Origin of the sequence: Amycolatopsis sp. WAC 01376 (genome assembly GCF_003947415.1) — a bacterium.
Lineage (GTDB): Bacteria > Actinomycetota > Actinomycetes > Mycobacteriales > Pseudonocardiaceae > Amycolatopsis.
In genome coordinates this window covers 88005-103970 of sequence record NZ_QHKL01000010.1, presented here as the reverse complement: position 1 = coordinate 103970, position 15966 = coordinate 88005, and the positions used below count along the sequence as shown (strand labels likewise).

The following is a 15966-nucleotide window of genomic DNA, read 5'->3' as shown; positions in this document are numbered from 1 at the left end:
CTCCGGATTCTCAGGCCTGCGGCCGTCGGGCGGTCAGGACCTGCCGGAGTCCCGCTCGCACCTCGGGGGTGAGGGCGTGACCGGCGTTGGTGATGAACTGGGTCATCTCGTAGGCGACGACCTTCATGTCGCAGTCCGGCTCGGTGAGCACCGCGAGCCCGGCCTCGGCGCCGATCCCCATGAACAGGAAGTAGCCGCGGGTGAGCCGGATGATGATCTGCTCGCAGTTGCCCTTGCCGAACAAGGCGGCGCTGTTGCCCGCGAGGCTGAGCAGGCCGCTCGCGATGGCGGCGAGCTGTTCGGCGTCGTCGCTGGACACCGATTCCGAAGCGGTCAAAGGGAAACCGTCGACGGACATGATCAGCGCGTGACTGGCGCCGTGCACCTTGCGCACGAAGTCGTCGAGCAGCCACGTGAAATCCGTGGTCGCGTCCTGGGCGGTCACTGGGTGTTTCCTCCGGTCTCACGCTCGTGCCGGTCGTCGAGAGCGGCACGCTCGCCGTCGCTGAAGGCATCGAGGTCGGCCAGCAGCGCCTCGTGCCCGTCCGCCGCGTCGGCGGGCGGAGTGGTCGGCGGGGCCGGTTCGTCGGGCAAAGTCCTGATACTGCGGGAAACGCGGCGCGGAAGGCCGCTGGCCGTGGTGCCGCCGTCGGCGGGCGGCTCGAAGGCCGTGCGCGGACGCGGGCTGGGCTTCCGTTGTTCCGGTTCCGCCGCGGGGGCGGGGGCGGGGCGGCGCCTCGGCAGCCCGGACGGCGTCGCGACCGGGGTGCCAACGGGTGCCCCATTGGTGATCCTGGTCTGCGGCAGCACGACGGTCTGCGAACCGGACCACTGCTTCTCGGCCAGTTCCGAGACCACCGGGACCGGCAGCAGCACGGTCGCGACCGTGCCGTGCGGGGTGCGGCGGTCGAGTTTGACGGTGATCTCGTGCCGGTCGGCGAGCCTGCCGACGACGGCGAGTCCCATATGCCGCACGGAATCGTCGTCGAGCACCTGGCCTGCCGCCAACCGCTCGTTCAGCGCCGCGAGGCGGTCGGGCGGCATGCCGATGCCCTCGTCCTCGATGCGGATCAGCACACTCCCCTGTTCGGTGAGATGCGCACTGACGCTGACCGGCGAACTCGGCGAAGACTGGTTCGCCGCGTTGTCGAACAGTTCCGCGAGGATCCGGCTGACGTCTTCGGCGGCGAAGCCGACGACACCGAGCGAAACGACGCGGCCGATCGTGATCCGCGAGTAGTGGTCGATCGACGACATCGCGGCCCGCATCACGTCGAGCACGGACGAGATCCCGGCGGTCGTGTCGTCGGCGTCCCGGCCGGCGAGCACGCGCAGGTTCTCGGCGTTGCGCCGCAACCGGGTCGCGAGGTGATCGAGCCGGTAGAGCTCGGCGAGACGGTCGGAGTTCTCCTCCCCCGCCTCCATCGTCTCCAGCTGGGCCAGCAGCTGGTCGAGCAGGTTGAGGTCGCGCAGCGCGACATTGGAGCAGACGCCCGCGAGCGCACCGGCCTCCGGCGCGTCCACGGCGGGCCGCTGTTCCACCGCCGGTTCGACCGGCGGAGCCGACGGAGCGTGCCTGGGCGGTGCGGCGAGGAACTGCGCCGCGGCGACCCTGGAACGGTCCAGAAGAACCCGTGAGCGGTCAAGCAAGCCTCGAGCCCGCGTCACCATGTGCTTCCACTTCTTTCTCTTCGCATACCCGGACCCGTGTCGCACTCCCCAGCACAACGACGGCCATGCAAGCAGAAGTCACTATCCGTGTCCACACTCGGTTCCTGTTCAACCGCTGGCAGTGACGTGGTCACGAACGCGTTACGGCTGGTGAGCGCGGCGCGCTAGGCCATTCGGCTGCATCTTGCGTGTTCCACGACACGGGGGATGTCCGAAAAATGCGGATTGCGCATAAATTTGCGTGCCGCGCAAGTTTTCCTTTAGGCTGGTCGCATGCCCCTCGATCCGCCCGCGCCCTTGGGGCTGCGCGAACGCAAGAAGCGCGCGGCCCATCGCGCCATGAGCGAGGCGGCACTCAGGCTCGCCATGGAAAAGGGCGTCGAACAGGTTCGCGTCGAGGACATCGCCACCGCCGTCGGAGTCTCGCCACGCACGTTCAACAACTACTTCTCCAGCAAGGAGGAGGCGATCTGCTCGTTCATCGTCGAACGGCAGGAACTCCTGCGGGAGGCGCTGCGCGAGCGGCCCGCGGGAGAGACACTGTGGGAGGCGGTCTGCACCGCGACGCTGGAAGCCTACGGCAGCCTGGGAGAACCGAATCGTGGCTCGGTCGAGCTGGCGCGGTCGCTGCTCTTGCACCCGTCGGTGCAGGGCGAGTTCCTCAAGGCGCACGCCAAGGTCGAGCAAGTGCTGGCGGACGCCATCCTCGAACGTGCGGGTGCGGGCGCGGAAAACGCGTTGAACGCGCGGCTCATGGCGGCGATCGTGGAGTCCGCGGTGAAGACGGCGTTCTTCAGCTGGTTGGTCGACGAGGGCGCCAGGCCGTTCCTGGAGACACTCGGCGTCCTCCTGCGCGAAGCCTCGGCGGGCGTCCCCTCGCTCACCGGCCCGAACCCGAAGCAGAAGTGACACCCTACCCACCCCTGGGGGAGAAACCGTAGTGCTGACCAAGCTGTTGCGCGTTCACCTGCGCCCGTACCGGCGAGACCTCTGGCTGATCGTGCTGCTGCAGTTCGTCCAGACCCTCGCCGGGCTCTACCTGCCGACGCTGAACGCCGACATCATCGACGACGGCGTCGTCAAGGGCGACATCGACTACATCCTCGGCGTCGGCGGCGTCATGCTGCTGGTATCGCTGGTGCAGATCGCCTGCTCGATCGGCGCGGTCTACTACGGCGCCCGCACCGCGATGGCGGTCGGCCGCGACATCCGCGGCGCGATCTTCCACCGGGTACAGGACTTCTCCGCCCGTGAGGTCGGCCAGTTCGGGACGCCCTCGCTGATCACCCGCACCACCAACGACGTCCAGCAGGTGCAGCTGCTGACGTTGATGACGTTCACCCTGATGGTGTCAGCGCCGATCATGTGCTTCGGCGGCATCATCATGGCGCTGAACCAGGACGTCACCCTCTCGTGGCTGCTCGTGCTCGCGGTGCCGATCCTCGGCATCTCGGTCGGGATCATCATCGCGAAGATGCGGTCTGCGTTCCGGTTGATGCAGGAGCGCATCGACAAGATCAACCAGATCCTGCGCGAGCAGATCATGGGCATCCGCGTGATCCGCGCCTTCGTCAAGGACACCCACGAGCGGCGGCGGTTCACCAAGGCCAACACCGAGCTGCTGGACGTCTCGCTGGTCGTCGGCAGGCTCATGGCCCTGATGTTCCCCATCGTCATGTTCGTGATGAACGCCTCCAGCGTCGCCGTGCTGTGGTTCGGCGGGCTTCGCATCGACGACGGCAGCATGCAGATCGGCGCGCTCACCGCGTTCCTGTCGTACCTGATGCAAATCCTGATGGCGGTCATGATGGCCACCTTCATGTTCATGATGGTGCCGCGTGCCGAGGTCAGTGCCGAGCGCATCACCGAGGTGCTCGACACGCACACCAGCGTCGTCCTCCCGGCGAACCCGATCAGCCCCGGCGAAGTACACGGACGACTCGAACTGTCCGAGGTGGAATTCCGCTACCCCGGCGCGGAAAAGCCGGTACTGCAAGGGATCTCGCTGCTGGCCAGGCCCGGTGAGACCACCGCGATCATCGGCAGCACCGGCAGCGGGAAGACCACGCTGCTCAACCTGATCCCCCGGCTGATGGACGCCACCGACGGCTCGGTGCGCGTCGACGACGTCGACGTCCGAGAACTGGATCAGACCGTGCTGTCCGACGCCGTCGGGCTGGTGCCGCAGAAGCCGTACCTGTTCGCCGGGACGGTCGCGAGCAACCTTCGTTACGGCAAACCCGACGCCACCGACGACGAACTCTGGCACGCGCTGGAGGTGGCCCAGGGCAAGGACTTCGTCGAACGGATGCCCGAGGGGCTGAACTCCCCCATCTCCCAGGGCGGGACCAACGTCTCGGGCGGGCAGCGGCAGCGGCTCGCGATCGCGCGGATGCTGGTGCGGCGCCCCGAGATCTACCTCTTCGACGACTCCTTCTCCGCGCTCGACTACGCGACCGACGCCGCGTTGCGGCGGGCGCTGGTGGCCGAGACCGCCGAAGCCACCGTGGTCATCGTCGCGCAGCGGGTCAGCACGATCCGCCAAGCCGACCGCATCGTCGTGCTCGACGAAGGCCGCGTCGTCGGCAGCGGAACGCACACCGAACTCATGGACGACAACGAAACCTATCGGGAGATCGTGCTGTCCCAGCTGACCGAGCAGGAGGCCGCCTGATGAGCGCGCCCGAGTCAACAGAGTCCACAGTGTCCTCTTCGGACACGGCGGCGAAACCGGTCGGCGAGCGCGCGAGCGCGGCACGGGGCCCCGGCCCCGCCGGGGGTGCCGGCCGTGGCCCCGCCGCCTTCATGGGCGGGCAGCCCGCCGAGAAGGCCTTGGACTTCAAGGGATCGCTGAAACGGCTGCTGCGCCTGCTGCAACCGCAGCGCGCCATGCTGTACGGCATCCTGACGTTCGGCATCGTCAGCGTCGCGCTGAACGTCATCGGCCCGAAGATCCTCGGCATGGCGACGGACCTCATCTTCGCGGGAGTCGTCGCCAAGGACATGCCGCAGGGGCTGAGCAAGGACCAGGTCATCGCCGGGCTGCGGGCGGAAGGGAACAACACCCTCGCCGACATGTTCTCGGGAATCGACTTCGTCCCGGGTCAGCGCATCGACCTCGACGCCGTCGGCCAGGTCCTGATGTGGGTGCTGCTGCTCTACATCGTGGCGTCGTTCTTCTCGCTGCTGCAGGCGCGGCTGACCACCACCCTGGTCCAGCGGGCGGTGTTCGACCTGCGGGAGCGGATCGAGGAAAAGTTCGCCAGGCTTCCGCTGAGCTACTTCGACCGCCAGCCGCGCGGCGAGGTGCTGAGCCGGGCGACCAACGACATCGACAACCTCGCGATGTCCCTGCAGCAAACCCTCGGGCAGATCGTGTCGTCGCTGCTGATGGTCGTCGGTGTGCTCGCGATGATGTTCGTCATCTCGCCGCTGCTGGCACTGGTCGCGCTGCTTTCGGTACCGGCTTCGGTGTTCGTCGCGGCCAAGATCGGCAAGAAGGCGCAGCCGCAGTTCGTCAAGCAGTGGTCCACCACCGGACGGCTCAACGCGCATATCGAAGAGATGTACACCGGGCACTCGCTGGTCAAGGTGTTCGGCCGTCGCGAGGAGGCCGAAGAGGTCTTCCGCGAGCACAACGACACGCTCTACGGCGCGAGCTTCAAGGCGCAGTTCATCTCGGGCACCATCCAGCCCGCGATGATGTTCATCGGCAACCTGAGCTACGTGCTGGTGGCCGTGATCGGCGCACTGCGGGTGGCGTCCGGAACCCTGTCGCTCGGCGACGTCCAGGCGTTCATCCAGTACTCGCGGCAGTTCAGCCAGCCGGTCACGCAGATCGCCAGCATGGCGAACCTGCTGCAGTCCGGCATCGCGTCCGCGGAGCGGGTCTTCGCGTTGCTCGACGCGGACGAGCAGGAGCCCGAGCCCGCCGAACCCGCGCGGGTGGAGAAGCTCCGGGGCCAGGTCGAGTTCGAGCACGTGTCGTTCCGCTACACCGAGGACACGCCGCTCATCGAAGACCTGTCGCTCACCGTCGAACCGGGGCACACCGTGGCCATCGTCGGCCCGACCGGTGCGGGGAAGACCACGCTGGTCAACCTGCTCATGCGGTTCTACGAACTCGACGGCGGCCGCATCACCCTCGACGGCGTCGACATCGCCGGGATGGACCGCGAGGACCTGCGGGCCAAGACCGGCATGGTGCTGCAGGACGCGTGGCTGTTCGGCGGCACCATCGCCGAGAACATCGCCTACGGTTCCGCGGGCGCCACGCAGGAGGAGATCGTGGCGGCGGCCAAGGCGACCCACGTCGACCGGTTCGTCCGCACCCTTCCGGACGGCTACGACACGGTGATCGACGACGAGGGCGGCACGGTCAGCACGGGCGAGAAACAGCTGATCACCGTCGCGCGGGCGTTCCTGGCGAAACCCGCGATCCTCATCCTCGACGAGGCCACCAGCTCGGTCGACACCCGCACCGAGGTGCTGATCCAGCGTGCGATGAATTCGCTGCGCGAGGGGCGGACGAGTTTCGTCATCGCGCACCGGCTCTCCACCATCCGCGACGCGGACGTCATCCTGGTGATGGAGAACGGCTCGATCGTCGAACAGGGCGATCACGAAACGCTGCTGCGCACCGGGGGCGCGTACTCGCGGCTCTACGCCGCGCAGTTCGCGGAGGCGCTGGCCGAAACCGACTGAGCCAAATCGGTACGAAGGCCCCTTTTCCTGCTTTCACCGCAGGAAAAGGGGCCTTCATCGCACGGTGAGACCGTGAACGGCGCTAGGCTTGCGTGACCCGACCCGGAAAGGGGTGCGCTGGCCGACCATGGCGGAGAAACTCGGCGATTACCGTCGTAAGCGCAGACCGGGGCGGACACCCGAACCCCTCCCCGATCGCGATGGGAAGACCGGGACCGACGATCTCTTCGTCATCCAGGAACACCATGCGAGCAGCCTGCATTGGGACATCCGGCTCGAACGGGACGGGGTACTGGTCTCGTGGGCGGTGCCGAAAGGCCTGCCGATGTCGCCCGATCTCGAACGCCTCGCCGTGCACACCGAAGACCACCCGATGGAATACCTGACCTTCGAAGGTGAGATACCCGCCGGCGAATACGGCGGTGGCACCATGACGATCTGGGACACCGGCCGATACGAAACACTGCACTTCAACGACCACAAGGTCGAGGTCGTCTTCCACGGCGAACGGGCACGCGGGAAATACCTCTTCCTCAATGTGAAGAAGGACGGCAAGGATCGCGGCTGGCTGCTCAAACGGCTCGACCCCGCCGATCCCGGCCGCGCGGAACTCCCTTCTTTCCTCGCCCCGATGCTGACCAGACCGGGCCGTCTCCCGTCGACCGCCGAAGACGCGAAATGGGCCTACGAGTTCGACTGGTCCGGACGCCGCACCCTGATCCGCGTGACCGGGGGCCGGATCACCGCGTACGACGATTCAGGCGACGACGTCACCGGTCTGTACCCCGAATTCCGCGGGCTCGGCGAGCAACTCGGTACCACGGAAGCCTTTCTCGACGGGGAAATCGTCGTCTTCGACGGCGGGAAGCCGAGTCCGGACGGGCTCGGGCACCGCGCGCGTGCGACGAAGGCTTCCGCGAAACGGCTCACCTCGCGCTATCCGGCGTTCTACCTGGTGAACGATCTGCTGCATCTGGAAGGCCGTTCCTGCGTCGAGTCGCCTTATGTCCAACGGCGGGAACTCCTCGGCGAACTCGGGCTCGCCGGACCGCATTGGCAGGTCACCCGGTATTACCTCGGAGACGGTGGCGCGGTCGCGCGAGCGGCCCGCGAACACGGGCTGGCCGGCATCGTGGCCAAACGGGCCGACTCCGCGTATCACCCGGGAAGGCGTACCGGGGAATGGCTTTCCATCACCGGGGCCAGGGTCCAGCAGGTGGTGCTCGGCGGCTGGCGGCCGGGTGGCGGCAGCCGGGCGGGCACGTTCAGTTCGTTGCTGCTCGGCGTCCCGCACGAGGATGGCTTGCGGTACATCGGAAACGTCGGCGTCGGCTTCGCGGCCGACGAACTGGAAGAGCTTTCCCGGCGGCTGATCCGGTTGGAGCGCAAGACATCCCCGTTCCGCTCCGTCCCGGACAAACAGGCACGGGACGCGCGCTGGTCCCGCCCGACCGTCGTCGGCGAGGTCGTCTTCGGCGGCTGGACCGACTCCGGCTGCCTGCGCAATCCGCGTTGGCGTGGTCTGCTGCCGGACGTCAGCGCCGAAGAGGTCGAACTCGACGGGGCCTAGACCATGTCCTGCAAATCCTCCACGTCACGTCGGACGTCGAGATCGGCTCCGACCCCGCTGACGTCCAGGATCCGTGACACCAAAGGGGTCTTCACGATCACCGAGAACCGGGGCGCCACCGCGTTGGCCTCTTCGAGCACATGCAGCCCCGCACAACTGAGGAAACCGACCCTGGAGAGGTCCAGGATCACCTGCTTTCCCGTGACACACGCACCGGTGAGTTCGGTACGGAACCGCCCGACGGTGGCCGCGTCGATCTCCCCCACCGCGGTGAGGACGACGACGCCGTCTTTCCGGCGGCGGGTGGTCACGGCCAGGGGCGATTGTTCGCCGGGAACGCGCTGGCCAGGCAACATTGGGGGCGCCTCTCTCCAGACCACCAAGTTCCCTCGAACGTACTCAGCGAGGCCGAGAGGTCAACCCGGGCTACCTCATTTGAGCCATTTCGGGCGAGAACCTTTGCTCGCCTCTTGCCATTCTCCGGCGAAGCGCCGACGCTCGGCCTCGGCGGAGGCGACGGAACGTCCGTGCAGGAGGCCATAGGTGAAAGCGTTTTCGTTCTCGGCGTAGGCGCGGAGACCGAGAAGCCGCAGGGTCTCCCGGGTGACCACGAGATCGTGATGCGTACCGAGCGTGCTTTGCACCGCCTTGACGTTCTTTCGCCATTTTCGAAGCTTCTTGCCGGACACCGGCCGGACCGCGTCCGCCGCGTACCGGGCGCGCTTCGCCTTCTTGCGCACCTCGTGCAAAGCGGCGTCCTGCTCCGCGCCGCTTTCGAGCTCACTCGCCGCGGCGACGGCCCTGCGCAACTTCCGGTCCGTACGGGCGACCGCCTTGCGTAGTTCCTTCTTGCCTTCCTTGATTTTCCGCGGTTTGCCGACGAGCTTTTCCAGCGCTCGCAACAAATCCGTGTATCGCTTGCTGTCGAGCGCCCGGATGGCGCGCGCCTTCGATTCTTCGGCCTCGCGCGCGAAGTGCCTGGTCATCAGCTGCTCGACGTTGCCAAGCACCAATTCGGCCGGGAGTGCCTTGACCTCGTCGTGCAGGCGTGCGGCCATCACCTCGGTGTCCCTCGCCGGCCCGAGTTCGCCGCCGAGCCAGCGGAGTTCGGCGGCGAGCCCGTTCACGACGTCGGCGTCGAACGAGCGGCCAAAGGTTCTCAAGCCGCTGCGCAGCCGCCTGCTCGCGACCCGCATCTTGTGCACCGCGTCCCCCACATCCCGGCGAACCCCGATGTCGTTGCGTCGCAGCACATCCAGCTGCTCGGCGAGATAATCCACCAGCACCGACCCGGATGCTCCCCGCGCCGAAGGCACGAGCTCGTCGGTCAGCCGCCGAAGCTTCGACGGCCACCTCGACCGCTCCGCGCCCGCGCTCACGACAGCCTGGTCGAGACTGTCGAGCACGGCGGGATCGGCGCCGGGCGAGAGTTCGATCTCGATCTCCCGCCAGCGGTCGAGGTGCGCCTTGTCCCCGCCGGCCTCGCCGGTGACGACGTCGTCGGTCAACGTCGCCAGCTCGCGGCCCTCGACGTCGAGCAAGGCGTACGACGTGCGCTCGGTGCGCAGATGCGCGGCTTGGACGAGTTTGGCGCCGAGGGTGTGCGCCCGGACCAGTCTCGCCAGCGCGCCGGGCACCTTGTCCGGCTTGCCGGACAGCGGGAGGCGGAGTTCCTCGCGCCTGTCCTCACCGACGGGGAGCTTCAGGTGCCAGCCCTCGTCGCTTCCGCCGAGCCTGCGCCGCAGCGTGATACCCGCCTGCGCGAGCCGGAAGTCGGGAGTGTCGAAGTACGTGGCGTCGAGGAGGTCGACCCTCGGATCGGCCTGGTTCGTCACCGGACCGACCGGGACCAGCCGCGGGATGGGCCTGTCGGCCGCCAAGTCGTACTTCCGCTCGATCTCCGCCTCGGCGACCGGGGCACCACCCTGCGTCTTCGACACCACGAACTCCTTCTCCTCGGCTACAGGAAGGATTACCCCAGGAAGCCGCCGAGGGAAACCTCGCCAGGGTCACTCCTCCATCCGGTCGTACCGGTCCGCCCATTCGGCGAGCAGCTGCCGTGACCGCTCCTCGGTCAAGGAATCGCTTTCCAGGCGGGCGACGAGTGAATAATACGCCTCGACCGCCACCCGATCGTCGACGAACACTCCGGCCGCGTAGGAATCCGTGTACACCACCGCCGGATGTTCCGCGAATTCCATGATGGTGAAAGAATTCTCGATCGTTCTGCTCACCTCGTTGCGTTCGGGGACGATACGAATGGAGCAATAGGGCAGGTTCGCCGACAGGACGAGGTGGAGCAGTTGCTCGTGCATGATCCGGGGACCGCCGATGACCGACCGCAGCGCGCGCTCGTGGACGTAGAACCGGCACTTCGGCGGCCGGTCGCGCTGCAGCAACCGCTGCCGGTCCATCCGCGCGCTCACGACCGTGTCCAGCTGTGCCTGGTCGCGGTTGCCGATCAGCTCGAAGGCGGTGCGGGCGTACGGCTCGGTCTGCAACAGCCCGGGAAGGGTCAACGACTCGTAGCGCACCAGCGTGTGCGCGAGATTCTCTTGGATAGCCAGGGATTTCATCGGGTCGACGAGCTCGTCGAAGTACGGCCGCACCCAGTACAGGTCTCCGCCGGGCTGCGTCAATTCCAGCAGCAGGTCACGTTCGGGCTCCGCCTCGCCGCAGGTCGCGAGATACAGCGCCGCGTCCACCACGGACAGCTCGCGCAGCCCTTGTTCCCACCTCGTGACCTTGCTCTGCAACCAGCCGTTACGGCGGCTGACGTCGGCTCCGCTGAAGTGCCTGCGCTGCCGGAACGCCCTCATGCGGTGGCCCAGTTCCCGGGTCCGCGCCGTCGAATCCTTCTCAACCATGCGGGCCAAAGTAGGGCCGAACTCCGGCCGCGCGGTGATTGCCACGCGGTAATTCACCTCAACTGCTGATAACTTGCGCTCGCGCATTTGCGCGAAGCGCCACTTCGCAAGCGAAGCGCCTTCGCGTGCGAAGGGTTCTTTAAGTTTATAGCGGAAGAAGGAAATGAGCGCGAGTTATTCGGAAGTGGATTTGTTGCGGCACGGCAGGCGATCACTGTCGCCTGTGCGCATCACGGCGGGTGACGCCAGGAGCGAGGTGGCACAGTGACGGGTCGCGGCCAGCTCTTATGTCTCGAAGGGCACCTTTGAGACGATGAAGGTCTCAAAGGTGCCCTTCACGACATCCCCACGACCGCGAGAACTCACGTGAGCGCCTGGCTGGAGACCTTCACGTATCTGCGGAAGGTGTAAAGGTCGAGTTTCCTCGGCTGAGCCGAGGGAAGGAGGCCTTCACGGGCCGGGGCCCAGCATCAACCGCAGCCGAAACCACGTAGGCACGTAAGGCACCCTTGACCCTGACCGTCCTTACCACTCACGAGGTCCAGCACTGGCGATGTCACGTGACTGAGCGGACGACACACGTGATCCGGCGGACGACACGCGTGACTGGACGGACGACACGACCGCAGCCCGGCGCTCCGCCACGAGTCGTCCACCCGAACACGCGTGTCGTCCCTCCAAGCACGTGTGTCGTCCGTCCAGTCACGCGAAACCGCCATCCGCGCACCAGCATCACGAGGTCATCGTGCCCACCTGAAGACTGATTTGAGGCTTTGCCAGACCTCACCTGGCCACAAGCGACCAAAGTTTCAACCGAAGGATCAACGATACGCTTGAACCTCATGAGTCAAGACATCCGAGACTTCGTGACCCCTTCCTGTGACCTGCTCGCCCTGGGCGAGCCGACGCACGCGACCCCGGTCTTCGCCGACGTCCGCAACGAGCTGTTCGCCCAGCTCCTCGACCGCGGTTTCCGGTCGATCGCCCTCGAAACGGATCGCGTGGCCGCGCTCGTCGCGAACGACTTCGTCCGGGACGGCACCGGATCCCTCGACCTGGCGATGAGCGAAGGCTTCACACACGTCTTCGGTGGCGTGGAGGCGAACAGGCGACTGATCGCGTGGATGCGCGAGTACAACGAAAACCGGCCTCCCGAGGAGCGGCTTTCGTTCCACGGCTTCGACACCCAGACCGAGAACACGTCCGCGCCCAGCCCGCGGCGCTATCTCGAATACGCCCGCGACTTCCTGGAGCTCGACGTGGACATCGCGGGCCCGGCCGGTGACGACGAGCGCTGGAGCCGCACCGAAGCCGTCATGGACGCGGCTTCGTCGCCCGGCGCCACAGCCGACGCCTACCGGCTGCGAGCGATCGCGGCCGGCCTGCTCGACGCGCTCCGCTCCCGGAAACCGGAGCCGGTGACGAGCGACTGGTCGCGGGCTGAGGTCCACCTCATGGCAGGCATCGATCTGCTGCGCTACCACCGGCAGTGCGCCGAACCGCTCGAGCCGCACGAGCGGTACATGCCCCTTGTCGCCACCAGGGACGCCATCATGGCGCGGAATCTGCTGGACATCCGCGCAGCCGAAGCCGTTCGCGGCAGGACGCTGGTCTTCGCCCACAATCTCCACCTGCGCCGTCAGTCGAGCACGATGCGCGTGGCCGGGACGGAGACGCACTGGTTCCCCGCCGGTGCGCTGGTGGCGCCGCTGCTCGGCGATCGCTACACCTTCGTCGCGACCAGCCTCGGCCGATGCGAGGCCATAGCGCTTCAAGAGCCGGAGCCCGACACCTACGAGGGCTTCCTTCAGAAACACGTCACCACGGCTTGGGGCCTGCTCCCCGCCTCCGACGTCCCGCCCGCGAGCGTCCGGACCGATCCCACTCCGCGGCAGGGCTACTTCCCGCTCGACCAAGGGATTCTCGGCGACGCGGACGTGATCCTGCACGTCAGCGGCGGCTAGCCGTCGAACCGGGTGACGCCTCCAGCCCTCGGAAGGCGTCACCCGGCCACGAGTACGCGCCGCCACCCCCAGTCCCGCGATTTCGGGACGGCGCGAAGTCCGCTCGCCTGAGCCGCAGTCAACACGCCGTCGCCATAACTTCGCCAAACGCCGTCGCCGGTACTCCTTCGCCGGGCTATGCGGGAGTCACCCTCGAGCGGATCTTCGTCAAGGCTTCACGAGCCCGATCCCGCTGGCGCCCGCTCCTGTCCACGGCGGAAAGGTCCCGGAGCGCACGCAGCTCCCACACCGGGAAGCCCAGCTCCCGGAACAGCCCCGCCGCGGTGCGGAGCCCTTCGGCGGCTTCGGTCGCGACGCCTTCGTCGGCCCGCAGACGCCCGAAGCTCAGCAAGGCATAACCGCCGCCGCGCCGGTCTCCGAGCTCGCGGAACGTACTCATCGCGAGGCCAAGATGCTCGGCGGCCCGGCCATGCTCACCCGCCAGACGCAGCGATTCACCGAAGCTGCGATGCGTGTAGGCGACGGCGTGCCGGTGCCCGACGTCCTCGAACAGCTCCAGTGACCGCGAAAGACATCGTTCGCTCTCCCCCGCGTCGCCGGTTTTCGCGTGGAGATCCCCGAAACTACGGAGGACGTGCGCCTCCCAGTGGCGTTCGCGCGAGCTACGGGTGCCGAGCAGGGCGCTCGTCAGCAGCTCACCGGCCTCGTCCAAGCGACCGTTCCGTCGCAGTACGTCGGCGTACCGTTTGGCGGACCGGTCGTGTTGCCGCCCGTCCTCGCAATGGAGCGAAAGGAGCAGGCTCGCTTCGAAGCATTCCTTCGCCCGGCGGAAGTCGCCGAGGTCGTCCCACAGCGAGCCGAACTGGGCCGACGCCATCGCCTGCCCGGCGAGATCACCGCAGTCCCGCAACAGGTCCATCGCCTCCCGCAGGGCGTGGACCGCCGAACCGGCCCGGCCGGAGTCCGCGTCGACGTCGGCGAGCGCGACGAGCGCGGCCCCGGTGCCCGGCTGGTCACCCGCGGCGCGGAATCTCGCCTCGGCCAGCGAGAAGCAGGTCCTCGCCCGGGCCAGGTCCCCCGCGTCGGCGTGGGCATGCCCGAGTTTCAGCAGTTTCCGCGCCTCCGCGGGGAGATCGAGGCGATCGCGCACGATGCCGAACCCGACCCAGGCCGGAGACCCGCCCTTGCGCGGTCCGACGAGATCGCTGTAGGCGTCGGACAGCCGCGCGGTCAGCTCGGTCCAGCCGTGGCTCTTCGCGGTCCGGACGGCGAGCGCCAGATTCGCGGATTCCGCGACACGCCAGCCGATCGGATCGGCCGCGACGCGATCCGAGGCCGCCGCGGGAGCATCACCCCGTCGAGACGGCGGGTATCCGTCGCCGAGTGCGGCGGAAGCGTGTTCAGCCAGCGCCGCCATGACCGTCAGCGCCCGGTTGAGGGCCGCCGGATCGGGCGGTTCCCGGAGCGTGAGCCGGACGAGATCCGGCAGCCGGTACCGAAGGACGCCGGATCGGTCGGGCCCGACGTGGAGCAAGTGGTCGTCCACCAGTTCGTCGAGCAACTCGGCCGTCTCGTCCGACGAACGGCCGAGCATGGCCGCCGCGAACCAGTCGGCGATCTCGGTGGCACCTGGGAAACCGAGCAACCGCAAGGAATTCCGCTGCCGTGGCGAAAGCTCGGCAAGAGCTTCGGCGAGCACCGGGCGGACGGCCAGGTCGCCGGCGGAGAGTTCGTCGAGGCGCAGGCGCTCGTTCTCCAGGCGGGTCGCGAACTCGGCGACGCTCACCCTCGGCCGCAACAGCAGCTTCATCCCCGCCGCCCGCACCGCCAGCGCGAGGCCGTCACAGCAGGCCACCACCCGGCGGACGGCGTCGGGTTCGGCGGACAACCGGGTCTCTCCGGCGATGGCGCCGAGCAGCGTCCGCGCTTCCGGGTAGGACAGCGCGCCGACCTCGACCGGTCTGGCACCGACGAGCCCGGCCAGCCGCCGCCGCGTCGTGACGATCGTCGCGCAGCCGGGACCGTTCGGCAGCAGCGGCCGCACCTCGGCCTCGGACCGGCAGTTCTCGAGGATCACCAGCAGCCGCCGGTCCGCGGTGTGGCTCTGCCACAACGAAATCAGTCCGGCCCGGTCTGCGGGCAGTTCCGCTTCCGCAAGGCCGAGCGCGCGAAGGAGCCCGGCGAGCACGTCACCGGTCTCCCGCAGGTCGGCGACGAGCTGCCCGTCGGGGAACCGCTTGCGCACCCGCCACGCGGCTTGGACGGCCAGCGTGCTCTTCCCCGCTCCCGCCGCCCCGTGCAGCACGACCGGCGCGGGACTTCGCAGCGCACGGACCACGTCCGCCAATTCCGTCGCCCTGCCGGTGAAATCCGGCGTCGCAGGCGGTAAACGGCATGGCGCACCGCCTGCCGACCATCCGGTTCCGGCGATCCGGCGGTGGACCGCGAGCAGCTCCTCCCCCGGCGAGACACCGGCGTGCTCCCACAGCGCGTGACGGCACCGGTCGAGGACGGCCAGCGCCGCGTCCCGCCGCCCGAGCCCGTGCAACGCCTCGGCCAGCCACCCGGCGAGGCGTTCGTCGGCGGGCCGGACGGCCAGCTCGGGTCCCAAGCGGTCGGCGACGGCCTTGTGGTCACCGGCCGCCAGCTCCAGCTCGACGAGTTTGCCCAGCACCGAACTCCGCTGATCCTCCAGCCACAGCCGGTGCGCCTCCACCAGCGGGCCGGCCGGAACGTCGGCGAAAGCCCGGCCACGCCACAGTCCGAGCGCCCGTTCGAGCAGTACCCCGCGCTCGTCACCGGTCGCCCGCGCGGCCGCGGCGGTCAGCTCGGAGAAGCCGGTGACGTCCAGCTCCCCTTCCGACACCGTCAGCCGGTAGCCGCCCTGGCCGGACCGCAGCCGCTGCCGGACGTCGTCCGACGGCACGCCGGGTGACAATGCCTTGCGCAGCTTGGAAACCGCCATCTGCACGACCGCGGCGGCACTCGACGGCGGTCCCTGCGGCCAGAGTTCGTCCACGAGGGTGTCCCGGTGGACGAACTCGTTCGGCCGGGTCAGGAGCACGGCGAGTACCCGGCGGGGCTGAGCCGCCGACGGCAGCGGGACCGAGGCCGCGAGCGGGCCGAGCACCTGGAACTTCACGAGCCACCTATCACCTGTACGGATGACCAGAATGTAACCCGGTGCTAT

At 68.1% G+C, this 15966-nt stretch carries 11 protein-coding genes; 5 read left to right on the top strand and 6 right to left on the bottom strand.

What is annotated here, in order from left to right:
* Positions 1 to 10: 10 nt before the first annotated feature.
* Together DMH03_RS38055 and DMH03_RS38050 are read right to left on the bottom strand one after the other, a co-directional pair.
* Positions 11 to 445 carry a roadblock/LC7 domain-containing protein gene (locus tag DMH03_RS38055; protein WP_005159022.1) on the bottom strand — a complete coding sequence of 145 codons (435 nt, stop codon included), beginning with the start codon at positions 443 to 445 and terminating at the stop codon, positions 11 to 13.
* Entirely contained in the window at positions 442 to 1671 is a 1230-nt protein-coding gene (locus DMH03_RS38050) for a sensor histidine kinase KdpD (RefSeq protein ID WP_125796843.1), read from the bottom strand. The genes DMH03_RS38055 and DMH03_RS38050 overlap by 4 nt, the downstream gene beginning before the upstream one ends.
* 273 nt (positions 1672 to 1944) lie before the next feature.
* Between DMH03_RS38050 and DMH03_RS38045 the strand changes: the two genes are divergently transcribed.
* The 4 genes from DMH03_RS38045 to DMH03_RS38030 all read left to right on the top strand — a co-directional run bounded on the left by DMH03_RS38045 (position 1945) and on the right by DMH03_RS38030 (position 7945).
* Positions 1945 to 2580, top strand: coding sequence for a TetR/AcrR family transcriptional regulator (locus tag DMH03_RS38045; RefSeq protein WP_125796842.1), 636 nt, complete (start codon positions 1945 to 1947; stop codon positions 2578 to 2580).
* Positions 2581 to 2611: 31 nt separating this feature from the next.
* Positions 2612 to 4345 (top strand): ABC transporter ATP-binding protein, encoded by a 1734-nt coding sequence (locus tag DMH03_RS38040; protein ID WP_125796841.1) that lies wholly within the window; start codon positions 2612 to 2614, stop codon positions 4343 to 4345.
* Positions 4345 to 6375, top strand: a complete 2031-nt coding sequence (locus DMH03_RS38035) for an ABC transporter ATP-binding protein (protein WP_125796840.1) — start codon at positions 4345 to 4347, stop codon at positions 6373 to 6375. The genes DMH03_RS38040 and DMH03_RS38035 overlap by 1 nt, the downstream gene beginning before the upstream one ends.
* A 112-nt stretch (positions 6376 to 6487) precedes the next feature.
* On the top strand, positions 6488 to 7945 hold the full coding sequence (locus DMH03_RS38030; RefSeq protein ID WP_125796917.1) for a DNA polymerase ligase N-terminal domain-containing protein: 1458 nt from the start codon (positions 6488 to 6490) through the stop codon (positions 7943 to 7945).
* Here DMH03_RS38030 and DMH03_RS38025 read toward each other — a convergent pair.
* From DMH03_RS38025 to DMH03_RS38015, 3 genes are all read right to left on the bottom strand, one after another.
* Complete coding sequence (locus tag DMH03_RS38025; RefSeq protein WP_233611826.1) at positions 7942 to 8256, bottom strand: STAS domain-containing protein; 315 nt, start codon at positions 8254 to 8256, stop codon at positions 7942 to 7944. The genes DMH03_RS38030 and DMH03_RS38025 overlap by 4 nt on opposite strands.
* A 120-nt stretch (positions 8257 to 8376) precedes the next feature.
* On the bottom strand, positions 8377 to 9888 hold the full coding sequence (locus tag DMH03_RS38020) for a CYTH and CHAD domain-containing protein (protein WP_125796838.1): 1512 nt from the start codon (positions 9886 to 9888) through the stop codon (positions 8377 to 8379).
* A 66-nt stretch (positions 9889 to 9954) separates the two neighbouring features.
* Positions 9955 to 10812: a helix-turn-helix transcriptional regulator gene (locus DMH03_RS38015; protein WP_125796837.1), complete on the bottom strand. Its 858-nt coding sequence runs from the start codon at positions 10810 to 10812 to the stop codon at positions 9955 to 9957.
* Positions 10813 to 11654: 842 nt separating this feature from the next.
* On the opposite strand from DMH03_RS38015, the gene DMH03_RS38010 reads away from it, so the two are divergent.
* Positions 11655 to 12776, top strand: a complete 1122-nt coding sequence (locus DMH03_RS38010) for an erythromycin esterase family protein (protein WP_125796836.1) — start codon at positions 11655 to 11657, stop codon at positions 12774 to 12776.
* Between the two features lie 175 nt (positions 12777 to 12951).
* Here DMH03_RS38010 and DMH03_RS38005 read toward each other — a convergent pair whose 3' ends face one another.
* A complete protein-coding gene (locus DMH03_RS38005; RefSeq protein ID WP_125796835.1) occupies positions 12952 to 15918 on the bottom strand; it encodes a BTAD domain-containing putative transcriptional regulator in 2967 nt (988 codons plus the stop codon).
* Positions 15919 to 15966: the final 48 nt, after the last annotated feature.